At 70.8% G+C, this 26,932-nt stretch carries 13 protein-coding genes, 1 tRNA gene and 2 rRNA genes (1 of these 16 running past the window's edge); 3 read left to right on the forward strand and 13 right to left on the reverse strand.

Annotated elements, in window-relative coordinates; all coding sequences use genetic code 11:
* Positions 1 to 58 precede the first annotated feature (58 nt).
* Together E4198_RS04970 and E4198_RS04975 are read left to right on the forward strand one after the other, a co-directional pair.
* A complete protein-coding gene (locus E4198_RS04970) occupies positions 59 to 4,816 on the forward strand; it encodes an ATP-dependent helicase (protein ID WP_210732781.1) in 4,758 nt (1,585 codons plus the stop codon).
* 37 nt (positions 4,817 to 4,853) lie between these two features.
* On the forward strand, positions 4,854 to 5,648 hold the full coding sequence (locus tag E4198_RS04975) for a DNA-formamidopyrimidine glycosylase family protein (protein ID WP_136182095.1): 795 nt from the start codon (positions 4,854 to 4,856) through the stop codon (positions 5,646 to 5,648).
* Here the strand turns inward: E4198_RS04975 and E4198_RS04980 are convergent.
* From E4198_RS04980 to E4198_RS05020, 9 genes are all read right to left on the reverse strand, one after another.
* Positions 5,609 to 5,890 carry a hypothetical protein gene (locus tag E4198_RS04980; RefSeq protein WP_136182096.1) on the reverse strand — a complete coding sequence of 94 codons (282 nt, stop codon included), beginning with the start codon at positions 5,888 to 5,890 and terminating at the stop codon, positions 5,609 to 5,611. The two genes, E4198_RS04975 and E4198_RS04980, sit on opposite strands and share 40 nt — an antisense overlap.
* Positions 5,891 to 6,150: 260 nt before the next feature.
* Positions 6,151 to 6,543: a helix-turn-helix transcriptional regulator gene (locus E4198_RS04985; RefSeq protein ID WP_027763109.1), complete on the reverse strand. Its 393-nt coding sequence runs from the start codon at positions 6,541 to 6,543 to the stop codon at positions 6,151 to 6,153.
* Between the two features lie 272 nt (positions 6,544 to 6,815).
* Positions 6,816 to 7,352, reverse strand: coding sequence for a CinA family protein (locus E4198_RS04990; protein ID WP_136182097.1), 537 nt, complete (start codon positions 7,350 to 7,352; stop codon positions 6,816 to 6,818).
* Entirely contained in the window at positions 7,349 to 8,056 is a 708-nt protein-coding gene (pgsA, locus tag E4198_RS04995) for a CDP-diacylglycerol--glycerol-3-phosphate 3-phosphatidyltransferase (protein ID WP_136182098.1), read from the reverse strand. The genes E4198_RS04990 and pgsA overlap by 4 nt, the downstream gene beginning before the upstream one ends.
* The gene (gene rimO, locus E4198_RS05000) at positions 8,053 to 9,588 is read right to left on the reverse strand and encodes a 30S ribosomal protein S12 methylthiotransferase RimO (protein WP_136182099.1); all 1,536 of its coding nucleotides are present in this window, start codon (positions 9,586 to 9,588) and stop codon (positions 8,053 to 8,055) included. The genes pgsA and rimO overlap by 4 nt, the downstream gene beginning before the upstream one ends.
* Before the next feature lie 93 nt (positions 9,589 to 9,681).
* Positions 9,682 to 10,503 carry a helix-turn-helix domain-containing protein gene (locus E4198_RS05005; protein ID WP_136182100.1) on the reverse strand — a complete coding sequence of 274 codons (822 nt, stop codon included), beginning with the start codon at positions 10,501 to 10,503 and terminating at the stop codon, positions 9,682 to 9,684.
* A gap of 189 nt (positions 10,504 to 10,692) precedes the next feature.
* Positions 10,693 to 13,479 carry a DNA translocase FtsK gene (locus E4198_RS05010; protein ID WP_136182101.1) on the reverse strand — a complete coding sequence of 929 codons (2,787 nt, stop codon included), beginning with the start codon at positions 13,477 to 13,479 and terminating at the stop codon, positions 10,693 to 10,695.
* Positions 13,480 to 13,620: 141 nt separating this feature from the next.
* Entirely contained in the window at positions 13,621 to 14,319 is a 699-nt protein-coding gene (locus E4198_RS05015; protein ID WP_136182102.1) for a response regulator, read from the reverse strand.
* A 295-nt stretch (positions 14,320 to 14,614) separates the two neighbouring features.
* The gene (locus tag E4198_RS05020) at positions 14,615 to 20,308 is read right to left on the reverse strand and encodes a HAMP domain-containing protein (RefSeq protein WP_136182103.1); all 5,694 of its coding nucleotides are present in this window, start codon (positions 20,306 to 20,308) and stop codon (positions 14,615 to 14,617) included.
* 359 nt (positions 20,309 to 20,667) lie between these two features.
* Between E4198_RS05020 and E4198_RS05025 the strand changes: the two genes are divergently transcribed.
* Positions 20,668 to 23,277, forward strand: coding sequence for a SpoIIE family protein phosphatase (locus tag E4198_RS05025; protein WP_247597561.1), 2,610 nt, complete (start codon positions 20,668 to 20,670; stop codon positions 23,275 to 23,277).
* A 72-nt stretch (positions 23,278 to 23,349) separates the two neighbouring features.
* Here the strand turns inward: E4198_RS05025 and E4198_RS05030 are convergent.
* The 4 genes from E4198_RS05030 to E4198_RS05045 all read right to left on the reverse strand — a co-directional run.
* A tRNA-Thr gene (locus E4198_RS05030) sits at positions 23,350 to 23,425 on the reverse strand.
* A 76-nt stretch (positions 23,426 to 23,501) separates the two neighbouring features.
* Positions 23,502 to 24,197: a DegT/DnrJ/EryC1/StrS family aminotransferase gene (locus tag E4198_RS05035; protein WP_136182105.1), complete on the reverse strand. Its 696-nt coding sequence runs from the start codon at positions 24,195 to 24,197 to the stop codon at positions 23,502 to 23,504.
* 98 nt (positions 24,198 to 24,295) lie between these two features.
* A 5S ribosomal RNA gene (gene rrf, locus E4198_RS05040) occupies positions 24,296 to 24,412 on the reverse strand.
* Positions 24,413 to 24,540: 128 nt separating this feature from the next.
* Positions 24,541 to 26,932: ribosomal RNA gene (locus E4198_RS05045) — 23S ribosomal RNA — on the reverse strand; it runs 735 nt beyond the window's last position.

Below are 26,932 nucleotides of genomic sequence, written 5' to 3' on the forward strand. Positions count from 1 at the left end.
CCCGCACCCCGGCCCGGGCCGGACGCCGTTGTCGTACCCGGGGTGCACGATGGGTGACATGGCTCAGGGAAAGTCGGCGTCCGTCCTCGACGCGTTCTCCCCGGCGACCCGCGCGTGGTTCGCCGGAGCGTTCCGCGCTCCCACCGCCGCGCAGGAGGGCGCGTGGCGGGCGCTGGCCGAGGAGTCCGACGCGCTGGTGGTCGCCCCCACCGGCTCCGGCAAGACGCTCGCCGCGTTCCTGGCCGCCCTCGACCGGCTGGCCTCCGTCCCGCCGCCCGCGGACCGCCTCAAACGCTGCCGCGTGCTGTACGTCTCGCCGCTGAAGGCGCTCGCGGTCGACGTCGAGCGGAACCTGCGCAGCCCGCTCACCGGGATCCGCCACGAGTCGGCCCGGCTGGGCCTGCCGGAGCCCGAGGTGCAGGTCGCCATCCGCTCCGGCGACACCCCGGCCGCGGACCGTCGCGCCCTGGCGCGCCGGCCGCCGGACATCCTCATCACCACGCCCGAGTCGCTGTTCCTCATGCTCACCTCCGCCGCCCGCGAGGCGCTGTCCGGTGTGGAGACGGTGATCGTGGACGAGGTGCACGCGGTGGCCGGCACCAAGCGGGGCGCGCATCTGGCACTGTCCCTGGAGCGCCTCGACGAGCTGCTGGACCGGCCGGCCCGCCGGATCGGGCTCTCCGCCACGGTGCGGCCGGTGGACGAGGTGGCCCGCTTCCTCTCCCCGCGGCGGCGGGCGACGATCGTGCAGCCGCCGTCAGAGAAGCGCTTCGACCTGTCGGTCGTGGTGCCGGTGGAGGACATGGGCGAGCTGGGCGGCTCCCCGGTGCAGGACGGGCCGGCCGGATCGGGCGGGCCGGGCGGCGGGGAGAAGCCGTCGATCTGGCCGTCCGTCGAGGAACGCATCGCCGATCTGGTCCAGGCGCACCGCTCCACCATCGTCTTCGCCAACTCACGCCGCCTCGCCGAACGGCTGTGCAACCGGCTCAACGAGATCGCGTACGAGCGCGCGACAGGTGAACCGCTCCCCGAGGAGCACTCCCCCGCCGAGGTCATGGCGCAGGCCGGAGCGGGCCGCGGCGCGCCACCGCTGCTGGCCCGCGCCCACCACGGCTCGGTGTCCAAGGAGCAGCGCGCCCAGGTCGAGGAGGACCTCAAGGCGGGGCGGCTGCCCGCCGTGGTGGCCACCTCCAGCCTGGAGCTGGGCATCGACATGGGCGCCGTGGACCTGGTGATCCAGGTGGAGTCGCCGCCGTCGGTGGCCTCCGGCCTCCAGCGGGTCGGACGCGCCGGCCACCAGGTGGGAGCCGTCTCCGCCGGGGTGGTCTTCCCCAAGTACCGGGGGGATCTGGTGCAGGCGGCCGTGGTGACCGAGCGGATGCGTGAGGGCGCCATCGAGGCGCTGCGCGTCCCCGCCAACCCCCTCGACGTGCTGGCCCAGCAGGTCGTCGCCATGACGGCCGTCGACTCCTGGGACGTGGACGCCCTGCTCGCCGTGGTCCGCCGTGCCGCGCCGTTCTCCTCACTTCCGGAGTCGGCGTACACCGGGGTGCTCGACATGCTCGCCGGCCGGTACCCCTCCGACGCCTTCGCCGAGCTGCGGCCCCGCCTGGTGTGGGACCGGGTCGCCCGCACGATCACCGGGCGGCCCGGCGCGCAGCGGCTCGCCGTCACCTCCGGAGGCACCATCCCGGACCGCGGCCTGTTCGGCGTATTCCTGGCAGGCGCCGACCCGAAGAAGGGCGGTGGCCGGGTCGGGGAGCTGGACGAGGAGATGGTGTACGAGTCCCGCGTCGGCGACGTGTTCACCCTCGGCACCACGACGTGGCGGATCGAGGACATCACCCGCGACCGGGTGCTGGTCACCCCCGCGCCCGGTCAGGCCGGCCGGCTGCCCTTCTGGAAGGGCGACCAGCTGGGCCGTCCGCTGGAACTCGGCCGCGCTCTGGGCGCGTTCCTCCGCGAGATCGGCGGCCTGTCCGCCGAGGACGCCCGCACCCGGCTCACGAGCGCCGGCCTCGACGCATTCGCCGCCGGGAACGTGCTGGCCTACCTGGACGAGCAGCGCACCGCCTGCGGCCACGTCCCCGACGACCGCACCGTCGTGGTCGAACGGTTCCGCGACGAGCTGGGCGACTGGCGGGTCGTGGTGCACTCCCCCTTCGGGGCGCGGGTGCACGCGCCGTGGGCGCTGGCGCTGGGGGCGCGTCTCACCGAGCGGTACGGCATGGACGCGCAGGTGATGCACGCCGACGACGGCATCGTGCTGCGTCTGCCGGACGCGGGCCTGATGGGCCTGGACATGTTCGGGCCGGGCGCGGACGCCGCGGGCGCGGACGCGGCGGATGCGGGGTTCGGGGACGACCCGGAGAAGCCCCCGCTCGGCGCGCAGGACGTGCTCTTCGACAAGGGCGAGGTGGACCAGCTCGTCACCGACCAGGTCGGCGGGTCGGCGCTGTTCGCGGCGCGGTTCCGCGAGTGCGCCGCCCGCGCGCTGCTGCTCCCCCGCCGGAATCCGGGCAAGCGCACCCCGCTGTGGCAACAGCGCCAGCGCGCCTCGCAACTCCTCCAGGTCGCGAGCGAGTTCGGATCCTTCCCAATCGTGCTGGAGGCCGTCCGCGAATGTCTCCAGGACGTCTTCGACGTGCCCGGTCTCGGCACGCTGATGGGCGACATCGAGGCACGGCGGGTCCGGGTCGTCGAGGTCACCACGCCCGAGCCGTCGCCGTTCGCCCGGTCGCTGCTCTTCGGCTACGTCGCCCAGTTCCTGTACGAGGGGGACTCCCCGCTCGCCGAACGGCGGGCCGCCGCGCTGTCCCTGGACTCCCGCCTGTTGTCCGAGTTGCTGGGCCGGGCCGAGCTGCGCGAGCTGCTCGACCCCGAGGTGCTGGTTGGGCTCGAGGAGGAGCTGCAGTGGCGCACCCCGGAGCGCCGGCTCAAGGACGCCGAGGCCGTCGCAGACGCGCTGCGTGTCCTCGGCCCGCTCACCGACGACGAGCTGACGGAGCGCGGAGCCGACCCCGGCGGGGCCGCGGAGCTCGGACGCGCGCGCCGCGCCATCCGGGTGCGTATGGCGGGCCAGGAGCACTGGGCGGCGGTCGAGGACGCCGGCCGGCTGCGGGACGCACTGGGCGCCGCCCTTCCGGTGGGCGTGCCCGAGGCGTTCACCGAACCGGTGCCCGACCCACTGAGCGACCTGCTGTCCCGGTACGCCCGCACGCACGGCCCGTTCACCTCCACCGAGGCCGCCGCACGCTTCGGCCTCGGCACGGCCGTGGCCGACGGCGCCCTGCACCGGCTCGCCGCCGCCGGGCGGCTGGTGCAGGGCGAGTTCCACCCCTCCGGCATCGGCCAGGAGTGGTGCGATCCGGCCGTGCTGCGACGGCTGCGGCGGCGGTCGCTGGCCGCCCTGCGGGAGGAGCTGGAGCCTGTTCCGCCTCCGGCGCTGGCCGCGTTCCTCCCGCGCTGGCAGCACGTCGGCGGCGGAGACCTGCGCGGGCTCGACGGAGTGGTCCGCGCCGTCGAACAGCTCCAGGGAGCACCGGTCCCGGCCTCCGCGCTGGAGAAGCTGGTACTGCCGAGCCGGGTGCGGGACTACTCCCCGGTCCTCCTGGACCAGCTCACCACGTCCGGGGAGGTGCTGTGGGCGGGTGCGGGCGCGCTGCCCGGCAAGGACGGCTGGGTCTGTCTGCACCTCGCGGACACCGCTCCCCTGCTGCGCCGGCCACCGCTGCCGCTGGAGACCTCACCGGTCCACCAGGCCGTGCTGGACACCTTGGAGGGCGGCTTCGGCCTGTTCTTCCGTCAGATCGCCGACCAGGTACGGGCCGTGCTGCCGGAGTGCGGCGAGACGGAGCTGGTCACCGCCGTCTGGGATCTGTCCTGGTCCGGGTTGCTCACCAACGACACCCTGGCCCCGCTGCGCGCGCACCTCGGCTCCGGCCGTACGGCGGGCGCGACCGCGCACCGCGCCAAGCGGGCGGTTCCGCGCGGACGATACGGCGGTCTGGGCGGCGGCGTGCGGGCCGCCGCACGGGCGGCCGGGACGCCCCGGGGCGGGCCGCCCACCGTGGCCGGGCGCTGGGCGTTGCTCCCGCCCGCGGAGACCGATGCGACACACCGCGCGCACGCCCTGGCGCACACCTTGCTGGACCGCCACGGCGTGGTGACCCGCGGCGCCGTGCAGGCCGAGGGCGTGGAGGGCGGCTTCGCCGCCGCGTACCGGGTACTGTCCGCGTTCGAGGACAACGGCCAGGCGCGCCGCGGCTACGTGGTGGAAGGGCTCGGCGCTGCGCAGTTCGCGGTGGACGGCGCGGTGGACCGGCTGCGTGCCGTCCACCAGGCGCGGGAGCGCGGGGCGGAGCCGCACGGCACGGCGGCGCCCTGGGGCGAGGCGCCCTCGACGCACCGGCGTGGTGACGACGCGCGGGCCGTGGTGCTCGCGGCGGCCGACCCGGCGAACGCGTACGGCGCGGCGCTGCCGTGGCCGGAGCCTCCCGACGGAGCCACCCACAAACCCGGCCGCAAGGCGGGATCGCTGGTGGTCCTCGTCGACGGGGAACTCCAGCTGTACATGGAGCGCGGCGGGCGGACCCTGCTCGCCTGGCCGGCGGGGCCGGACGCACCGCCGGAGGCGGCCGAGCGGCTGCGTACGGCGGCCTCCGCGCTCGGGGACGCGGCGCGACGCGGTGCCGTGGGCACGCTCACCGTCGAACGGGTGAACGGTGGCGCCGCGCTGTCGTCTCCGCTGAGCGGCGTGCTGGAGGACGCGGGCTTCCACGCGACGCCGCGCGGCCTGCGCATCCGCGCCGCGTGACCCGCCCGTCCGGGGCGAACGCTGGGAGCATGGGCGCATGCCCGAGGGAGACACCGTCTGGCGCACGGCGCGGTCGCTGCACACAGCGCTGGCCGGCGCCTTGGTCGTGCGCAGCGACCTGCGGGTGCCACGGCTGGCCACCGTGGACCTCACCGGGCGGCGCATCCTGGGGGTCGTGCCGCGCGGCAAGCACCTCCTGACCAGGCTGGACGGCGGCCTGACCCTGCACTCCCACCTCGGTATGGAGGGTTCCTGGCGTCTCTACCGCTCCGGTGCCCGCTGGACCGGGGGCCCCGGCCACCAAATCCGCGCGGTGCTGGGCACCGAGGGTGTCTCGGCAGTGGGCTACGCCCTTCCCCTGCTCGAACTGCTCCGCACGGCCGACGAGCCGCAGGCGGTCGGCCATCTGGGTCCCGACCTGCTGGGGCCGGACTGGGACCCGGACGAGGCGGCACGCCGCCTGTCGGCCGACCCGGACCGCCCGCTCGGCGAGGCGCTTCTCGACCAGCGCAACCTCGCCGGCATCGGCAACGTGTACCGCTCGGAGCTGTGCTTCCTGGCTCGCACGGCGCCGTGGACGCCGGTTCGCCTCGCCCCGGACCCGCACCGTCTGGTGGAGGTCGCCCGGCGGCTTCTGGACGCCAACAAGGCCCACGGCGCCCGCAGCACCACGGGGAACCGGTCGCGGGGCCGACTGCTCTACGTGTACGGCCGGGCGGGAGAACCGTGCCGCCGCTGCGGCGCCCCCGTGCGGTCGGCGGAGTTCGGCCCGTCCGGCGAGAAGCGCCTCGCCTACTGGTGCCCCCGCTGCCAGCCCGATCCTTCCGCCTGAGCGGAGGGACGGCTCCCGGCCGGCGACGGGCCACGGGCGAACCGCCGCGCCGGGCGACGTTCGGTGACGTGCACCGGCACCACGCTCAAGCCCCAGCCCCCCGCAGCCACGGACGCCTCCAGCGGCCCGCAGTCCTCCGGGCGTACGGCCAGCCGCCACACCGCATACCCCCACACGAGTGCGCCGGTTCCGCAGGCCAGCCACCACAGGCCGCGGAGCAGGTGCGACGCCCGTATGCCCATGCACGTCCGCCTTCCGCACGGCTCACGGCCACCCGGCGATCGTCGGCCGCGTCACCGATGGTCCCCTACGGCCGGCGCCCGCGCGACCACAGCGGCGGCGTTCCCGACCGGGTCCCGGACGCTCCGGCCCGGCGCCCACGGCCCGCCCCGGAAAGCCGTGAGGCGCGCACCGAGCCCGCTGGGGCTAGTGCGCGCCTCACGGCGTACGGTCCCGCACATCCCGGCACCGGGGCCGGTGTGGCGGGCGCCGGCCGGTGTGGTCAGGCGGCGACGACGTCCACGGCCTCCGTGGGCGCCTTGATCGTGACGCGCTCCTCCGGCACACCCGTCACCGAGGTGACGGACGGCATCCGCTCGACCGGGCCCAGCATCGGACGCATCGGCGCCGGTACTGTGTCGCTGGCGGCGGACTCGGCAAGCTCGGCGAGCGCCAGTTCGTCGCTGACCGCGCGCATGACCTCGGACATCCGCAGCTCGAGCGCGTCGCAGATGGACGACAACAGCTCGGAGGACGCTTCCTTCTGGCCTCGCTCCACCTCGGAGAGGTAACCGAGCGACACCCGGGCGGACGACGAGACCTCGCGCAGGGTACGGCCCTGGCGTTGGCGCTGCCGACGCAGCACGTCACCCAACAGGCGACGGAGCAGAATCATCGGTGCTCCTCCCTCTACAACGCGTGCCGTCTTCTGCGTTCCCCATGTCGCGGGCCGTCCGGCTGCCGTCTGCACGGCCGGGCGGCCCACACCCTTCAGCCTCCACCGTACCCCCTCGGCCTGTGGCCGTGCGGGGAGCGATGTCGTGTTCACTCAGGGCTGCAAACATCCCGCAGCTCCCGGATGTTCCGTACCCTGCGGGGCCGTCGGCACGCCGAATCCGGCCAGTGGATATGTGCCGGCCCGCTTTCCCGACGGTCCGGATCCACCGGTCAGGGGCCGCCCGTCTCCTCGAGCAGCAGCTCCAGCGCGGCGAGGACGGCGCCCTCCCGGACGTCCGCCCGGTCCCCGTCGAGCCGGCACTCCCGAGCGCGGACGCGTCCCTCGGCCCCGGGCGGCCCCGGTGCGCAGTGGTGGCCGGGACCGGCCACCGCCACATAGACCAGTCCGACCGGCTTGCCGTCCTGCGGGTCCGGTCCCGCCACACCGGTCGTAGCCACGCCCCAGTCCGCGCACATCACTCGCCGTACGCCCTCCGCCATGCGGCGTGCCACCTCCGCGTCGACCGCTCCCCGCTCGTCGAGCAGGCCGCCGTCCACACCCAGCACGTCGCGCTTGACGTCCGTCGCGTACGCGGTGACCGCGCCGCGGAAGGCACGGGAGGCCCCCGGGACGGCCGTGAGGCGGCCCGCGACCAGGCCGCCGGTCAGGGACTCGGCGACGGCCACGGTCTCACCTTTGCGGACCAGCTCCTCCAGCAGCCGGGCGGCGACCTCGGGCGCGGCCCCGGCCCCCGCCGGTGCGGTCATCGGTTCTGTTCCCGCCCCGTGCCAGGGGGCTCCGCCACCGGTGCGGCGCCGCCGTGGTCGCCCTGTCCCGCCTTCTCCGCCTCGATGCCGGCCCGGCGCAGGACGAGGGCCTGCCGCACGTAGTCGAGACCGGTGCCGACGGTCAGCACCACCGCCAGGCCCATCACCCACCAGCGCAGCGAGGCCAGCGGCCCGGTCAGCTCCAGGACGTACATGCCGACGGCGACGCCCTGGGCGAGCGTCTTCATCTTGCCGCCGCGGCTGGCCGGGATGATCCCGTGCCGGATGACCAAGAAGCGCATCAGGGTGATGCCGAGCTCCCGGGCCAGAATGACCACGGTCACCCACCACGGGAGGTCGCCGAGCGCCGAGAGGCAGATCAGCGCCGCACCCATGATCGCCTTGTCGGCGATCGGGTCGGCGAGCTTGCCGAAGTCGGTGATGAGGTTGTGGCGGCGGGCCAGCTCGCCGTCGAACAGGTCGGTGATCATGGCGACGGTGAAGGCCGCCCAGGCGAACGAGCGCCACGCGGGATCGTGCCCGCCGTCCGCGAGCATCAGCAGCACGAAGGCGGGCACCAGCACCAGACGCAGCATGGTCAGGATGTTGGCGATGTTCCATAGACCGGCCTTGGGCACCGGCGTCGTCGGCCTGGGTTTCGCCACGGGACCACCGCCGGCTGCGGAGGCGGGCACTCCGGTCATCCGGTCGCCTCCTCGCTCTCGCTTGCCAGGGGCTCGGCGACCAGGTCCACTCCCTCGGTCGCCACCACCTTCGCCTCGACCATACGTCCAACGGCCAGGCCGTGGCACGACGCGCCGGTGAGCAGCACCTGCCCGTCGGTCTCGGGGGCCTGGTGGGCGGCGCGACCGACCGGGCCCTCGCCCTCCGGGCCGTCGCCGAGGTCCTCCACCAGCACCCGGACGGTCTCGCCCAGCCGTTCCTCGGCGCGCTGCGCGGTCAGTTCCTCGGCAAGGCGGGAGAGCCGTTCCAGGCGTGCGGCGACCACATCGGGGTCGTGCTTCTCCTCGTATCCGGCGGCTTCGGTGCCGTCCTCGTCGGAGTAACCGAAGACTCCCACGGCGTCGAGCCGGGCGGCGGACAGGAAGCGTTCCAGTTCGTGGACGTCGGCCTCGGTCTCGCCCGGGAAGCCAACGATGAAGTTGGAGCGGGCACCCGCGTTCGGGGCCTTGGCCCGGATGGAATCCAGCAGCGCGAGGAAGGAGTCGGTGTCGCCGAAGCGGCGCATGGCGCGCAGCACGCCGGGGGCGGAGTGCTGGAAGGACAGGTCGAAGTAGGGGGCGACCTTCTCGGTGCCGGTGAGCACGTCGATGAGGTCGGGACGCATCTCGGCGGGCTGGAGGTAGCTCACCCGGACGCGTTCGATCCCGTCGACGGCGGCCAGCTCGGGCAGCAGCGTCTCGAGCAGCCGGATGTCGCCCAGGTCCTTGCCGTAGGAGGTGTTGTTCTCGGAGACGAGCATGACCTCGCGGACGCCCTGCTCCGCGAGCCAGCGGGTCTCGGCGAGCACGTCGGAGGGGCGACGGGAGATGAACGAGCCACGGAAGGAGGGGATGGCGCAGAACGAGCAGCGCCGGTCGCAGCCGGACGCGAGCTTCACCGAGGCCACCGGGCTCTTGCCCAGGCGGCGGCGCAGCGGGGCCCGCGGGCCGGATGCCGGCGCGAGGCCGTCGGGGAGGTCGGAGGGTGCGGCGGCCGCGGCGTCGGCGCCGTCGACCGCCTCGCCGGCGGGCGCGGCCGCGTCGCCGTGCCCGGGCAGCGCGACCCCGGCACCAGCCTGCTGACGTGCGGCGGGGCTGACGGGCAGCAGCTTGCGGCGGTCGCGCGGCACATGGGCGGCGTGGACGCCGCCGGCGAGGATGGTGCGCAGCCGGTCGGAGATGTCGGTGTAGTCGTCGAAGCCGAGGACGCCGTCCGCCTCCGGGAGGGCGTCCGCGAGTTCTCTGCCGTACCGTTCCGCCATGCAGCCGACGGCGACGACCGCCTGCGTACGGCCGTGATCCTTCAGGTCGTTGGCCTCCAGCAGCGCGTCGACGCTGTCCTTCTTGGCGGCCTCGACGAAACCACAGGTGTTGACGACGGCGACATCTGCGTCCTCGGCTTCCTCGACGAGGTCCCAGCCGTCCGCTGCCAGGCGGCCGGCGAGCTCCTCGGAGTCCACCTCGTTACGGGCGCAGCCGAGCGTGACAAGGGCGACGGTACGGCGTTCGGGCATGGCCTCAGCCTACGTCGTCCGGCGCGCGGCTCCGGCCGCGCCCTCGCGGCGGCGCGCACCCGGTCGCCGCCGGGCACGGACCGCCGCGGTGCGTCAGCCCTGCTCGGGGTCGCCGCGGGTGTAGGTGACGCGCTCCACCGTGCCGACCTCGCCGAGCCGGTCGACCTCCTTGCCGTTGACCCACAGCTTGACGGCTCCGGCGTTGCCGAAGACCAGGTCGAGCTGCTCGTCGTCAATGAAGGTCTTGGTGCCGCCCTCGTTGAGGACACCCTCGAAGATCAGCTTGCCGGTGTGGTCGGTGGCGGAGATCCAGCTGTTGCCGTCGTCGGCCTCCATCCGCACCGTCACCTTGTCGGCCGGGACGCCGGCGATGGCGCTCTCGGACGGCTCGGGCTCGGGCTTGGACGGCTTCTTCTGATCGGGCTTGGCGTCGGGCTTGTCGCCGTCGGGCTTCTCGGCCGGTTCCTCCTGGGCGACCTGGCTCCCGTTGCCGCCCTCCTCCCCGGTGAACAGCGTGAAGCCGACGAAGCCGACGACGGCCACGATGGCGGCGACCATGGCCGCGGTCCAGTTGGGACGGCGGGGCTCGGGTCGGATGCGTTCGGCCTCGAACAGCGTCGCGGCAGGAGTGGGTTCGGGACGCCCGCCGTGCTCGGCGTCGTACTGTGCGACCAGGGCGTCCGCGTCCAGCCCGACGGCACGGGCGAGCGTGCGGACGTGGCCACGGGCGTAGACGTCACCGCCGCAGCGGGAGAAGTCGTCATCCTCGATCGCGTGGACGATGGGCACCCGCACGCGGGTCGACGTACTGACCTCTTCCACGGTCAGCCGGGCGTCGATACGGGCCTTCTGGAGGGCTCGACCGACCGAGGGCCGGTCCTCTTCGGGGGCTTCGGGAGCGTTGCCGATGGACACGGGGGAGCCTTTCGAGCGTGTAGCCACCTGCTGGAGGTTCAGTCTAGGGGTGCTGCATTCGGGTCGGGCAAGCGGGCGGGCGGACGGTGTCCGCCATCAGGATTGGCATACCACCTGATGGTGGAACATGCAGCCGTCCCTCTTTCCGCTTTGACGTATCAACGCGGGAAACGGTTGCCCGAATCACCCTTACGAGTCAGTCTCCCCGCGGATGAGGGCCAGCACTCCGTCCAGTTCATCCGGTTTTACCAGAACATCCCGAGCTTTGGACCCCTCACTGGGCCCCACCACGCCACGTGACTCCATCAGATCCATCAGCCGGCCCGCTTTGGCGAAGCCGACGCGCAGCTTCCGCTGGAGCATCGACGTCGACCCGAACTGGGTCGAGACGACCAGCTCCGCCGCCTGGCAGAGCAGATCCATGTCGTCGCCGATCTCCTCATCGATCTCCTTCTTCTTCGACTGCCCGACAAGCACGTCGTCGCGGAAGACCGGGGTCATCTGCGCCTTGCAGTGGTCGACCAGGCCGCTGACCTCGTCCTCGGTGACGAAGGCGCCCTGCATACGCGTCGGCTTGCTCGCCCCCATCGGCAGGAACAGCCCGTCGCCCTTGCCGATCAGCTTCTCCGCACCCGCCTGGTCCAGGATGACCCGACTGTCGGCCAGCGAGGAGGTGGAGAAGGCGAGCCGCGAGGGCACGTTCGCCTTGATGAGCCCGGTGACCACATCGACCGACGGCCGCTGGGTGGCCAGTACCAGGTGGATGCCGGCCGCACGCGCCAGCTGGGTGATCCGCACGATCGCGTCCTCCACGTCGCGCGGCGCCACCATCATCAGGTCGGCAAGCTCGTCCACGATGACCATCAGGTAGGGGTACGGCGCCAGCTCCCGTTCGCTGCCCTCCGGCGTCCGGGCCTTCCCGCTGCGCACGGCCGCGTTGAAGTCGTCGATGTGGCGGTAGCCGAAGGCGGCGAGGTCGTCGTAGCGCAGGTCCATCTCCCGCACGACCCACTGCAGCGCCTCGGCGGCCTTCTTGGGGTTCGTGATGATCGGCGTGATCAGGTGCGGGATGCCCTCGTAGGCAGTCAGCTCGACCCGCTTGGGGTCGATCAGCACCATCCGGACCTCCTCCGGAGTGGCGCGGGCCAGCACCGAGGAGATCAGGCAGTTGATGCAGGACGACTTGCCGGAGCCGGTGGCGCCGGCCACCAGCACGTGCGGCATGGTCGCCAGGTCGTGGGTCACGTAGCCGCCCTCGACGTCCTTACCGAGCGCGACGAGCAGCGGCGCCTCCTCGCCGCTCGCCTGCGCCGAGCGCAGCACGTCGCCGAGGTTGACCATCTCCCGGTCGCTGTTCGGGATCTCGATGCCGACCGCCGACTTGCCGGGGATGGGCGAGATGATCCGCACGTCCGGGCTGGCGACGGCGTAGGCGATGTTCTTGGTCAGGGCGGTGATCTTCTCGACCTTGACCGCCGGGCCCAGCTCGATCTCGTAGCGGGTGACGGTCGGTCCGCGGGTGAAGCCGGTGACCGAGGCGTCGACCTTGAACTCGGTGAAGACGGTGGTCAGGGAGTCCACCACGTGGTCGTTCGCGGCGCTGCGGGTGCGACCGGGGCCGCCGCGTTCGAACAGATCGAGGGAGGGCAGCGCGTAGCTGATGTCGCCCGAGAGCTGGAGCTGCTCGGCGCGGGTGGTCTGCCCCTCCTCCGTACGCGGCGGCTCGGGGTCCTTGGTGAGGTCCGGCACGGAGGTCCGTCCGGAGTCCTCGCGCCGAGTGCCCCGCGCGCCGGGAACGACGGCGCCCCGCGCCTCGGAGCGTCCGTCGCCGGAGCCCGCGTCGTCGGCGAGGGACTCCTGCTGTCTGCGTCGCCGGTCGGACACCTCGTGGCTGAGGTCGGCGACCAGCGGCGAGGGCTGCACGCCGTGCAGCACGGCCCCGTCCAGTGAGGCGGCGGCAGCGGCGGCGACGTCCCACGCGGCCGACGAGCCAGCGTCCTCGTCCGCGCCGGACAGCGTATCCCGTCCGGCACCGTCGGCGTCCCGCGCCGCCGCAGGACGCCTGCGGCGGCGGCGCCTCTCCAGCGCCTCCTGCTCCGCCAGTTCGGGCGGCAGGTCCTTGCGCAGACCCTGCGCCGGGCCTGCGCGGCGGCCGGACACGGAACCGTGGCCCTCTTCCGCCGCGTCCCGCTCGCCGTCCTCCGGTCGCGGAGTGACGACCCCCAGCCGGACGCCCAGCGCACGCAGCCGCTGCGGGATCGCGTTGACCGGAGTGGCCGTGACCACCAGCAGACCGAACACCGTGAGCAACACCAGCAGCGGCACTGCCAGCACCTCGCCCACGGTGAACCCGAGCGGAGTGAAGGAACCCCAGCCGATGAGACCGCCGGCGTCGCGGAGCGCCTCGGAGCCGTCGTCCCGGGCCGGCGCACCGCACGCGGCGTGCACCAGACCGAGGACGCCGGCGACCAGCGCCGAGAGGCCGATGACGATCCGCCCGTTGGCCTCCGGCTTCTCCGGGTGCCGGATCAGCCGTACGGCCATGCCGCCGACCAGCAGCGGCACCAGCAGGTCCAGGCGGCCGAAGGCGCCGGTCACCAGCATCTCCACCAGTTCACCGACGGGCCCCTGCAGGTTCGACCACGTGCCTGCGGCGACCACCAGTGACACACCGAGCAGCAGCAGCGCCAGGCCGTCCTTGCGGTGCGCCGGGTCCAGGCCTCGAGCGCCTCTCCCTATACCGCGCAGCAGCGCGCCGACGGTGTGGGCGACGCCCAGCCAGCAGGCGCGCACGAGGCGGTAGACGCCGCTGGTGGGTGACGGAGCGGGCTTCGCCGCGGGGCGTCCGGCGGACGCCTTCTTCGCCGGAGCCTTCCGGGGTGCGGCCTTCTTCCCCGCTGCCGGGGCCTTCTTGGCCGCGGGCTTCTTCGCGGGCGCCTTTCCGGCGGCAGCCTTGCCGGGCGTACGTGAGGCCATGGTGGTGAGGTTACAGAAGTTGCCGGTCCGGGGCACGGACGCCCGGGAGGGCGGCGGGACGCCGACCGGGCGGGCACTCGGGCTCCGTGACGACGCCTCAGCCGTACGGGAGCCCCGCGGGTCCGCACGGCGGCGGGGCGGTCAGTTCTGCGAGGGGAGCTGGGTGCTGGAACCCCCGGAGCCCGGTTCCAGAGCGTCAAGTGCCCTGCGCAGGCCGGTGAGTTTGCGTTCCAGGTGGGCGGCGGTCGCGACGGCGGCGGCGTCCGCCGAGTCGTCGAGCTGCTTGGACAGGGCCTCGGCCTGCTCCTCCACGGACGCCAGCCGGGCGGAGAGTTCGGTCAGCAGACCGGTCCGGCCGCCCTCCTCCGCCGCGCCGGCGCCGTTGGCCGACGCGCGGCCGCCGCCGTTGTCGAGCTGGAGGCGTAGCAGCGAGGCCTGCTCGCGGAGCTGCACGTTCTTCATGTACAGCTCGACGAACACGGAGACCTTGGCGCGCAGCACCCACGGATCGAAGGGCTTGGAGATGTAGTCCACCGCACCTGCCGCGTAGCCGCGGAAGGTGTGGTGGGGGCCGTGGTTGATGGCGGTGAGGAAGATGATGGGGATGTCCCGGGTGCGCTCCCGGCGCTTGATGTGCGCGGCGGTCTCGAAGCCGTCCATGCCGGGCATCTGCACGTCCAGCAGGATGACCGCGAAGTCGTCCGTCAACAGCGCCTTGAGCGCTTCCTCCCCTGACGATGCCCGCACGAGCGTCTGATCGAGCGCCGAGAGGATGGCCTCCAGCGCCAGCAGATTCTCCGGCCGGTCATCGACCAGGAGGATCTTGGCCTTCTGCACCATGGCCCGTCCTCCTCGTCCCGGCAGCCCACCGGTCTCCGCCCCACGGAGCGGCTCCGTTCTGCCGCCCGTCCTTGTGCCGGTCATGGTAGCCGCAGCCGGGCGGCCACCACACCCTGTCACCGTGATGTCACTGTGCACGTCAGCAAGAACGCGCGGGGGGACCGGAAGGTTCCCCAGCTTTACACGTTCCCACACATGGCCGACCACTTCACAACGGCCCCGCCCGGAACGAGAGCGACGCCGCCCGGTGCGGGACGGGTCCCGCACCGGGCCCGCCACCCCGCACCGTGTCACATCAACGCGCGTTCATCCACTGCGCCATGACCTGAAGGAGGTGGTCGGTGTCCACGGGCTTGGTGACGTAGTCCGACGCTCCGGACTCGATGCTCTTCTCCCGGTCGCCCTTCATCGCCTTCGCGGTGAGCGCGATGATGGGCAGCCCGGCGAACTGCGGCATCCGCCGGATCGCCGCCGTCGTCGCGTAACCGTCCATCTCCGGCATCATGATGTCCATCAGCACCACGGTGACGTCGTCGTGCTGTTCGAGTACCTCGATGCCCTCGCGGCCGTTCTCCGCGTACAGCACCTGGAGACCGTTCTGCTCCAGGACGCTGGTGAGGGCAAAGACGTTGCGGATGTCGTCGTCCACGATGAGCACCTTCTCGCCGTGGAAGTCCGCTTTCGGTCCGGCGGCGACCAGGTCCTGGCCGTTGTGCCGCCAGCCGTCCGCGGTCCCGGCGCCGTCCTCCGCAGGCGCGGTGCCCTGCTCGTCCGAGCCGGGGCCACCCGCCGCCTCTGCCGCCTCGGGCTCCTCTCCGGCCGGCAGCGCCCGCGGCGAGGCCTTCGCGGCCGCCGCCTCACGCCGTCGCCGGACCAGGGATGCCGCGGCCCGCTCCGCCTCGACGGCGGCCGCGTCCTCCGCCGACCGGGCCGGCGCGCCCTCCGTGGATCCCGGTCCCTCGACCGGTGCTTCGGCGGCCTCGCGTCGGGCGGGGTCCTCAGCGGCGTTGGAACCCTCGGCCCCCTCGGCGGTGCGCTGCGTCGGTGAGGTCCCGGCAGGTTCCACGGACACCGGCTCCGGCGCCGCGGTGAGCGCGAGGGCCGCGTCGATCTGCGCGTACCCCTGCGGGGGCAGCTCCAGCGGGTGCAGCGGCAGGTACAGGGTGAACGTGGAGCCGCGGCCGGGCTCACTGGCGGCGTAGATCTCGCCGCCGAGGAGGCGGGCGATCTCCCGGCTGATCGACAGGCCCAGGCCGGTGCCGCCGTACTTGCGGCTGGTGGTGCCGTCCGCCTGCTTGAACGCCTCGAAGATGACGCGCATCTTGCCGGCCGCGATACCAATGCCGGTGTCCGTCACGGAGAACGCGATCAGCTCGGCGTCCGCGTCGCGCAGCGCGCCGTGCTCCAGCATCTGTTCCCGGATGGCATTCGGCACGTCATCCCGCGCGGAGCGGATCACCAGCTCCACGGCACCCGCGTCGGTGAACTTCACCGCGTTCGACAGCAGGTTACGCAGCACCTGGAGCAGCCGCTGCTCGTCGGTGTGCAGCGTCGCGGGTAGTTCGGGGGACACCCGGACGGAGAAGTCGAGCCCCTTCTCCGCGGTCAGCGGCCGGAAGGTGGCCTCGACGTAGTCGACGAGCTGGACGAGCGCGATGCGCGTCGGGCTGACGTCCATCTTGCCCGCCTCGACCTTCGACAGGTCCAGGATGTCGTTGATGAGCTGCAGAAGGTCGGAGCCGGCCCCGTGGATGGTCTCGGCGAACTCGACCTGCTTAGGGGAGAGGTTGCCCTCCGCGTTGTCGGCGAGCAGCTTGGCGAGGATCAGCAGCGAGTTCAGCGGAGTGCGCAACTCGTGCGACATGTTCGCCAGGAACTCGGACTTGTAGCGCATGGAGACCGACAGCTGTTCGGCACGCTCCTCGAGGACCTGCCGGGCCTCCTCGATCTCCCGGTTCTTGATCTCGATGTCGCTGTTGGTCTGCGCGAGCTGCGCCGCCTTCTCCTCGAGCTGGCTGTTGGACTCCTCCAGCGCCTTCTGCCGGCTCTCCAGCTCGCCCGAGCGCTCCTTGAGCTGCTCCGTCAGCTCCTGCGACTGGCGCAGCAGCACCTCGGTCTTGGTGTTGACGCTGATGGTGTTGACGCTGGTCGCGATGACCTCGGCGATCTGGCTGAGGAAGTCCTTCTGGATCTGAGTGAACGGTTGGAACGCGGCCAGCTCCACGACGCCGAGCACCAGGCCCTCGAAGATGACCGGCAGCACGATCACGTGCGCGGGCGGCGCCTCGCCGAGCCCGGAGGAGATCTTCAGGTAGCCGGGCGGCGCGTTCTCCACCAGGATGGTGCGCTTCTCCTCGGCGGCGGTGCCGATGAGCGACTCGCCCGGCCCGAAGGTGGTGGGCATGCCACCCATGGAATAGCCGTAGCTGCCCAGCATCCGCAGCTCGTAGGAGGCCTGGCCGCCTTCCGAGGCGCCGATGTCGCCGGCACCGATGCGGTCGGCGCCGATCCGGGCGTCCTCCGGGTCGCTGCCGGGCACCGCGACGAAGAACGCGCCGTGCTGCGCGGAGACCACCGGGGTCAGCTCGGACATGATCAGACCGGCGACGTCCTTCAGGTCGCGACGGCCCTGCATCAGCGCGGAGATCCGGGCCAGGTTGCCCTTGAGCCAGTCCTGGTCGGTGTTGGCCAGGGTGGTCTCGCGCAGGTTGGTGATCATGGTGTTGATGTAGCCCTGCAGCTCCAGGATCTCCCCGGCGGCATCCACGTCGATACGCACGTTGTGGTCGCCGCGGGTCACCGCAGTGGCGACCTCGGCGATCGCGCGCACCTGGCGGGTCAGGTTCCCCGCCATCTCGTTCACCGACTCGGTGAGGTCCTGCCAGGTGCCGGCCACGTCCCGCACGCGCGCCTGGCCGCCGAGCTGCCCCTCGGTACCCACCTCGCGGGCCACCCGCGTCACCTGCTCCGCGAAGAGCGACAGCTGGTCGACCATCGTGTTGATGGTCGTCTTCAGCTCCAGAATCTCGCCGTTCGCCTCGATGTCGATCTTCTTGGTGAGGTCGCCCTTGGCGATGGCGGTGGTGACCATGGCGATGTTGCGCACCTGACCGGTCAGGTTGGACGCCATCGAGTTCACCGACTCGGTGAGGTCCTTCCAGGTGCCGGCCACACCGGCCACCCGGGCCTGGCCGCCCAGGACACCGTCCGTGCCCACCTCGCGGGCCACCCGCGTCACCTGGTCGGCGAACGACGACAGCGTCGTCACCATCGTGTTCACGGTGTCGGCGAGCTGCGCGACCTCGCCACTGGCCTCGACGGTGACCTTCTTGGTCAGGTCGCCGTTGGCGACCGCCGTGGCGACCTGCGAGATGTTCCGCACCTGGCCGGTCAGGTTGTTCGCCATCAGGTTGACGTTGTCGGTGAGGTCCTTCCAGATACCGGAGACGTCCCGCACGCGGGCCTGGCCGCCGAGGATGCCCTCGGTGCCCACCTCACGTGCCACCCGCGTCACCTGCTCCGCGAACGACGACAGCTGGTCCACCATCGTGTTCACGGTCGTCACCAGGGCGAGGATCTCGCCCTTGGCGTCGACGGTGATCTTCTTCGACAGGTCGCCCTGCGCGACGGCAGTGGTGACCTCGGCGATGTTCCGGACCTGGGAGGTCAGGTTGTTCGCCATGAAGTTCACCGACTGGGTGAGGTCCTTCCAGGTACCGGAGACGCCCTTGACCTCCGCCTGGCCGCCGAGGATGCCCTCGGTGCCCACCTCACGCGCCACCCGCGTCACCTGCTCCGCGAAGGAGGAGAGCTGGTCGACCATCGTGTTGATGGTCGTCTTCAGCTCCAGGATCTCACCGCGGGCGTCGACGTCGATCTTCTGCGACAGGTCACCCCGCGCCACGGCCGTGGCGACCTGCGAGATGTTCCGCACCTGACCGGTGAGGTTGGACGCCATGCCGTTCACGGAGTCCGTCAGGTCGCGCCACACCCCGGCGACGCCCGGCACCTGCGCCTGGCCGCCGAGCCGGCCCTCGGTGCCCACCTCACGCGCCACCCGCGTCACCTGGTCGGCGAACGCGGACAGCTGGTCGACCATCGTGTTGATGGTGTTCTTCAGCTCCAGGATCTCACCGCGGGCGTCGACCTCGATCTTCTGCGACAGGTCACCCCGCGCGACCGCTGTGGTCACCTGCGCGATCTGGCGCACCTGCGAGGTCAGGTTTCCCGCCATGAAGTTGACCGAGTCCGTCAGGTCCTTCCAGGTGCCGGAGACTCCGTCCACCCGGGCCTGGCCACCCAGCCGGCCCTCTGTGCCCACGTCGCGGGCCATCCGGGTCACCTGCTCCGCGAACGAGGACAGCTGGTCCACCATCGTGTTGACGGTGTTCTTCAGCTGAAGCATCTCGCCGGAGACGTCCACGGTGACCTTCTGCGACAGGTCGCCGTTCGCCACCGCCGTCGTCACCTGCGCGATGTTCCGCACCTGACCGGTGAGGTTGCGGAAGGCGGTGTTCACCGAGTCGGTGAGGTCCTTCCAGGTGCCCGCGGCGCCCGGCACACGCGCCTGACCGCCCAGCTCGCCCTCGACGCCGATCTCCCGGGCGACACGAGTCACCTCGTCACCGAACGAGCGAAGCTGGTCGACCATCGTGTTGACGGTGTTCTTCAGCTCCTGCATCTCACCGGAGACGTCCACGGTGACCTTCTGCGACAGGTCGCCGTTCGCCACCGCCGTCGTCACCTGCGCGATGTCCCGCACCTGGGCGGTCAGGTTGCGGAAGGCGCTGTTCACCGAGTCGGTGAGGTCCTTCCAGATCCCCGCCGCGCCCGGCACCTGCGCCTGACCGCCGAGCACGCCCTCCGTGCCGACCTCGCTCGCCGCGCGCGTGACCTCGTCCGCGAACGTCCGCAGCGTCTCGGTCATGGCGTTGATCGTCTCGGCGAGCTGCGCGACCTCGCCCCGGGCGTTCACGGTGATCTTCTGCGACAGGTCGCCGTTCGCCACCGCCGTCGTCACCTGCGCGATCTCGCGGACCTGGGAGGTCAGGTTGCCCGCCATCAGGTTCACCGAGTCGGTGAGGTCCTTCCACACGCCCGCGACGCCCTGGACGCGCGCCTGGCCGCCCAGCTCACCTTCGGTGCCCACTTCGCGGGCCACCCGGGTCACCTCGGACTGGAACGAGGACAGCTGGTCCACCATCGTGTTGACGGTGTTCTTCAGCTCGAGCATCTCGCCGGCCACGTGCACCGTGACCTTCCGCGAGAGGTCGCCCTTCGCCACCGCCGTCGTCACCAGCGCGATGTCCCGCACCTGCGCGGTGAGCCGGGACGCCATCGTGTTGACGGAGTCCGTGAGGTCCTTCCAGGACCCCGACATGCCGCGTACCTTCGCCTGGCCGCCCAGCTTGCCCTCGGTGCCCACCTCGCTGGCCACCCGGGTGACCTCGTCGGTGAACGCCGAGAGCTGATCGACCAGCCCGTTCACCGTCTTGCCGACCCTGAGAAACTCGCCGCGCAGCGGCTGCGCCGGCCCGTCGGAGCCCTGGACCCGCAGGTCCATCCGCTGCTCCAGGTCGCCCTCCGCCACCGCCGTCAGCACCCGGCCCACCTCGGACACCGGACGCACCAGATCGTCGACCAGGGCGTTCGACGCGTCGACGGCCGAGCCCCAGGCGCCCTCGAAGGCGCCGCTCTCCAGCCGCTCGGTGAGCTTGCCCTCGCGGCCCACCACCCGGCGGACACGTGCCAGCTCGCTGGTGAGGTGCAGGTTGCGGTCCGCCACTTCGTTGAAGACGGCGGCGATCTCCGCCATCGGACCGTCCCCGGTCACGGTGAGACGCTTGCGGAAGTTCCCGTCCCGCATGGCGGTCAACGCGGTCAACAGTCTGTTGACAGCCGCGGCGTCCACCTCGAGCGTCCCGCTCTTCCGGGTGCGTCCGCCTTTCGCGCGCGTGCCGGTGCCACGCGCCGCTGCGCCAGACTCCACCGTGTCCCTCCCGAGGGTCGACCGCCGAAACGGGCTGGTGCTCCGAACCTTCCCAGTGTTTCACCCTGCCGGAACGAGGCGATAACAGTTCGGCAGCATGGCACACCACCGGGCCCGGGCGCCGAGTAGGGGGGAAACACCCCCGACCGGCACCCGCGCACCCTGCGAACGTAAGTAACCTGGCATCCGGCTGTCCAACGCCCCGCAACACCGGGCCGGGGCGGTGGAGTGAGTGGAAGGCAACGGAGGGGCCTCGGGGAATGCCAGAGCAGAGCGCCGAGCAGGGGCGGACGGCGGCGATCGGTGCGCAGCGCACACCCGCGGACACGGGCAGCGAACAGAAACCTTCAGGGAGAGCAGTGATCACCGCACGAGCCGCGGCCACCTTCGAGCCCGTCGGCCGATCCGTCGCGGTGGCCCGCGGCTTCGTACGGGACACCCTCCAGGGCTGGGGCCTCGGAGAGATCGTGGACGACGCGGTCGTCCTCACCAGCGAACTGGTCACCAACGCCGTCATCCACGCCGGCACCTCCGCCGAGGTGATCTGCCTCCGCGAGGAGGACACCGTGCGCGTCGAGGTCGTCGACCACTACCCCGAGCGGGAGCTGCCGCTGCACGACGCCGGCCAGCCGCACGGCAACCCCGACCGCGAGGGCGGGCGCGGCCTGCTGCTGTGCGCCGCGCTCGCCTCCCGCTGGGGCGTCGACTACGCGGCGGCCGACAAGCGCGTCTGGTTCCGCCTGGACCTGCCGGAGCGTCCCGTCGGCACCCGCGCCGCCGGCCCCGCCCTCCCCGACGCCGCCCTGCCGGTCGCCGCACACCGCGTGCACGTCGCGGTCATCCAGGTCGACCGCGGCGGAGCCGTCGGCTCCTGGAACGAGGACGCGACGGAACTCTTCGGCTACACCGCCGAACAGGTCGTGGGCAAACCGCTCACCGACCTGGCCGCCTGGCCGCACACCCCCGGCACGGGCACCGGCATCGCCGAGGCCCTCCAGCTCTCCCGCTGGGAGGGGTCGTACGGCATGCGGGACACCGACGGCCGGACGGTCGCCGTCTACGCGTCGCACCTGCGCGTGCGCGACAGCGACGGCGAACCGTCAACCGTGTGTCTGCTCGTGCGGGACCACGAACGGGCCGTGCTCCAGTCGCCGCCGCGCGGACACGGCGGGGACGGCGACCCCCAGAACGGGCGGGAAGGCCAGACCGCGGACCCGTTCGAGGTGTTCATCGGCTCACCCGCCCCGGACGATCTGGACGGCCTGCTCCAGCGCACCGTGGAGCGCGCACGCGACATGCTCGACGGCGACGCCGCCTACCTCCTGCTGGCCACCGACGACGAGACCGAACTCGAGGTGCGCGCCTCGACCGGCCTGACCTCCGCGCGGCAGCGGTTCGCCCGCGTCCCCGTCGAGGCAGGCAGCGGCCGCTACGGCTCGGCCCGGATGCCCTCCGTGCATGAGGACCTGGCGGTCGTCCCCGGCGCCGTGCCGCTGCTGGAGGGCACCGGCATGCGGTCGGTGGTCATCGTCCCGCTCAAGGTCGAGGGCCGTCTCACCGGCTCACTGGGGGTCGCCACCGAATCGCCAGGCCGGTACACCAACGAGGAGGCACTGCGTCTCCAGTTCGCCGCCGACCGCATCGCCCTCGCCGTGGAACGCGCCCGGCTGACGGAACTGGAACGGCTGCGCCGGGGTTCGCTGTCTTTCCTCGTGGAGGCGTCCGACCTGCTGGCCGGCACGCTGGACCGCAACCAGACGCTCGCCCTGATGGCACAGATGACCGTGCCCACCCTGGCGTCCTGGTGCGCCGTCTACACGGTGGCCGAACCGGGCTCGGAACCCGCACTCGCCTACGTGCTGCACGAGGACGAGGAGCGCATCGACAGCCTCAAGGCCCTCCTCGGCAAGGTCGATCCCCCGGACCCGGTGCCCGCGCCCGGCGCCCGGCTGTGGACCGCCCCGACCGACACCGCGCACGGCTCCGCGCTGCGCACCTCGCTGCGCAGCGCGACGCTCGGCGAGGACGACAACCCCGCCCCGGGGTCCGGACTCGCCACCGCCGCTGCCGTGGGCGGCGAGACCGTGGTGATGCCACTGGTCGCCCGCAACCGGGTCATCGGCATGCTCGTCCTCGGCAAGCCGACCGACGAGCGGTTCCGCCAGGAGATCATTGAGCTGGCGGAGGATCTGTCCCGCCGCGCCGCACTCGCGCTGGACAACGCGCGCCTCTACTCGGAGCGGACCGCGATCAGCCAGTCCCTGCAGCGCAGCCTGCTTCCCCCGGGGCTCCCCGATGTCCCCGGCATGGAGGTCGAGGTCATCTACCGCGCCGCGGGCGAGGGCAACGAAGTCGGCGGCGACTTCTACGACCTGTTCGAGATCCGCGACGGCGGATACGGCTTCGCCATCGGCGACGTCTGCGGCACCGGCCCGGAGGCCGCCGCCGTCACCGGCCTCGCGCGGCACGCGCTGCGTCTCCTCGCCCGCGAGGGCTTCGCCGGCCCCGCCGTGCTGGAACGTCTCAACGCCGCGATCCTCGACGAGGGCGCCCGCAGCCGCTTCCTCACCCTGTTGTACGGCGAGTTGTGGCCGCAGCCCGACGGCGGCGCCCGGCTCGAGGTGGTGTGCGCGGGTCATCCGCTGCCGCTCCGCCTGCGGCCGGACGGCACGGTCGAACCGGCGGCCGAACCGCAGCCGCTGCTCGGCGTCATGGAAGACCTGGAACTGTACGAGCAGCACGTCGTGCTGGAGCCGGGAGACGTGATGCTGTGCGTCACCGACGGGGTGACGGAGCGTCGGGAGGGCACCCGCATGCTCGGTGACGACGGCCTCGCCGCCGCGCTCTCCACGTGCACGGGGCTCACGGCCGGCGCAGTGGCGGCGCGCATCATGCGCACCGTCGAGCACTTCGCCAGCGTGCCGCTCTCGGACGACATGGCGATCCTGACCATGCGCGCTCCCGGCTGACGGGCGGGAGCACCGCCGGTGCTCCCGGTACGACGAAGGGCCTTCACCGCGCGCGGTGAAGGCCCTTCGTCGTGGAGCCCCAAAACGGAATCGAACCGTTGACCTTCTCCTTACCATGGAGACGCTCTGCCGACTGAGCTATTGGGGCGCGTCGACGTCGTCGATCATACCTGACGGCGCGGAGTGCTCCGCACCGGGAGGAGGCCCGCGCAGGTCGGCCGGAGTCAGCAGGCGGGCTCCAGCAGCAATCCGCCCAGCGCGTTGCAGGCCGCGACGATGCGGTGGAGCTCACGCTTCGTCAGGGACGCGTGCAGGGGCAGGGCGAGACACGTATGGGCTGCCTCCTCGGCAACGGGCAGACGTACGCCCGGAGAGAATCCCGGCGTCCGGTGCACCGGCGCCTTCACCGGTACGTGGCACTCCACCCCCTTGGCCCGCAGGGCGTGCAGGTAGGCGTCGCGGTCCGGCCGTCCGTTCCCCTGTACGCGCACGACGTACGCAGAGTAGGCGTGCTGGGCGCCACGAGCCGTGACGGGGGTGACGACGCCGCGGAGGCGTGCGTTCAGATGGGACGCGTTCCGGCGGCGTGCGGCGAGTTCGAGCGGTGTGGGCCCGGCGCACTCGGCCGCGTCGCGGCCGACGGGGACGAGCCGGGCACGGTGGCCGGCGACGACCGACTCCAGCCGGTCCGTGGGCGCCGGGTGGCCGAACAGGTCGACGGCCGCGACAGCGCAGGTGCGTGAGGTCAACGCGCCTGCGACGCTCGCCGGATCGATGCAGTAGGTGTGCGGATCGATGTCGACGACGACGGGTACCGCGCCCAGGCGGCGTACCTGCTCGGCAGCCTCGTCCCCGCCGAACCCCGGGAGGATCACCTCGTCCCCGGCGGCGACGCCGGCGTCTCTCAGTTCGTTCCCCATGCCCGTCATGGTGGTGCGTGGACGTGAACTCCGGGTGACGGAACGCGAAAAAGCCGTGGACCCCGATCTGACATCGGGACCCACGGCTCTCAATGATTGTTCGGCGGCGTCCTACTCTCCCACGAGGTCCCCCTCGCAGTACCATCGGCGCAATAAGGCTTAGCTTCCGGGTTCGGAAAGTAACCGGGCGTTTCCCTCACGCTATGACCACCGAAACACTATGAAACACACAAACACCGGGAGAACAACCGCAACCCCCCACACGCCACCAAAGGCGGGCAAGGAATTACGGGTTCTCGACCTGGTTGTGGTCTCAGAACCCACACAGTGGACGCGAGCCTCTATGGACAAGCCCTCGGCCTATTAGTACCGGTCACCTCCACCCATTACTGGGCTTCCAGATCCGGCCTATCAACCCGGTCGTCTACCGGGAGCCTTAACCCCTCAACGGGGGTGGGAGTCCTCATCTCGAAGCAGGCTTCCCGCTTAGATGCTTTCAGCGGTTATCCCTCCCGAACGTAGCCAACCAGCCATGCCCTTGGCAGAACAACTGGCACACCAGAGGTCCGTCCGTCCCGGTCCTCTCGTACTAGGGACAGCCCTTCTCAAGACTCCTACGCGCGCAGCGGATAGGGACCGAACTGTCTCACGACGTTCTAAACCCAGCTCGCGTACCGCTTTAATGGGCGAACAGCCCAACCCTTGGGACCGACTCCAGCCCCAGGATGCGACGAGCCGACATCGAGGTGCCAAACCATCCCGTCGATATGGACTCTTGGGGAAGATCAGCCTGTTATCCCCGGGGTACCTTTTATCCGTTGAGCGACGGCGCTTCCACAAGCCACCGCCGGATCACTAGTCCCGACTTTCGTCCCTGCTCGACCCGTCAGTCTCACAGTCAAGCTCCCTTGTGCACTTACACTCACCACCTGATGACCAACCAGGCTGAGGGAACCTTTGGGCGCCTCCGTTACTCTTTAGGAGGCAACCGCCCCAGTTAAACTACCCACCAGACACTGTCCCTGATCCGGATCACGGACCCAGGTTAGACATCCAGCACGACCAGAGTGGTATTTCAACAACGACTCCACCCAAGCTGGCGCTTGAGCATCACAGTCTCCCACCTATCCTACACAAGCCGAACCGAACACCAATATCAAGCTATAGTAAAGGTCCCGGGGTCTTTCCGTCCTGCTGCGCGAAACGAGCATCTTTACTCGTAGTGCAATTTCACCGGGCCTATGGTTGAGACAGTCAAGAAGTCGTTACGCCATTCGTGCAGGTCGGAACTTACCCGACAAGGAATTTCGCTACCTTAGGATGGTTATAGTTACCACCGCCGTTTACTGGCGCTTAAGTTCTCAGCTTCGCCATCCCGAAGAATGACTAACCGGTCCCCTTAACGTTCCAGCACCGGGCAGGCGTCAGTCCGTATACATCGCCTTACGGCTTCGCACGGACCTGTGTTTTTAGTAAACAGTCGCTTCTCGCTGGTCTCTGCGGCCACCCCCAGCTCAAGGAGCAAGTCCCATCACCAGACGTGGCCCCCCTTCTCCCGAAGTTACGGGGGCATTTTGCCGAGTTCCTTAACCATAGTTCACCCGAACGCCTCGGTATTCTCTACCAGACCACCTGAGTCGGTTTAGGGTACGGGCCGCCATGAAACATCGCTAGAGGCTTTTCTCGACAGCATAGGATCATCCACTTCACCACAATCGGCTCGGCATCAGGTCTCAGACACAAGCCAGGCGGATTTACCTACCTGACGTCCTACACCCTTACCCCGGGACAACCACCGCCCGGGATGGACTACCTTCCTGCGTCACCCCATCACTCACCTACTACCAGCTCGGGCCACCGGCTCCACCACTCCGACTTCATCCGAAGAATCCACCGGCGGCTTCACGGGCTTAGCATCACTGGATTCGATGTGGGTCGCTTCACAGCGGGTACCGGAATATCAACCGGTTATCCATCGACTACGCCTGTCGGCCTCGCCTTAGGTCCCGACTTACCCTGGGCAGATCAGCTTGACCCAGGAACCCTTAGTCAATCGGCGCGCACGTTTCTCACGTACGTATCGCTACTCATGCCTGCATTCTCACTCGCATACCGTCCACAACTCGCTTCCACGGCTGCTTCACCCGGCACACGACGCTCCCCTACCCACCCCAGCCCTCGTTAGAGGTACATACTGGAGTGACACGACTTCGGCGGTGTGCTTGAGCCCCGCTACATTGTCGGCGCGGAATCACTTGACCAGTGAGCTATTACGCACTCTTTCAAGGATGGCTGCTTCTAAGCCAACCTCCTGGTTGTCTCTGCGACTCCACATCCTTTCCCACTTAGCACACGCTTAGGGGCCTTAGTCGATGCTCTGGGCTGTTTCCCTCTCGACCATGGAGCTTATCCCCCACAGTCTCACTGCCGCGCTCTCACTTACCGGCATTCGGAGTTTGGCTAAGGTCAGTAACCCGGTAGGGCCCATCGCCTATCCAGTGCTCTACCTCCGGCAAGAAACACACGACGCTGCACCTAAATGCATTTCGGGGAGAACCAGCTATCACGGAGTTTGATTGGCCTTTCACCCCTAACCACAGGTCATCCCCCAGGTTTTCAACCCTGGTGGGTTCGGGCCTCCACGAAGTCTTACCTCCGCTTCACCCTGCCCATGGCTAGATCACTCCGCTTCGGGTCTTGAACACGCTACTCAACCGCCCTCTTCGGACTCGCTT

It is taken from the genome of Streptomyces sp. RKND-216, assembly GCF_004795255.1.
In the GTDB taxonomy this organism is placed as follows: domain Bacteria; phylum Actinomycetota; class Actinomycetes; order Streptomycetales; family Streptomycetaceae; genus Streptomyces; species Streptomyces hazeniae.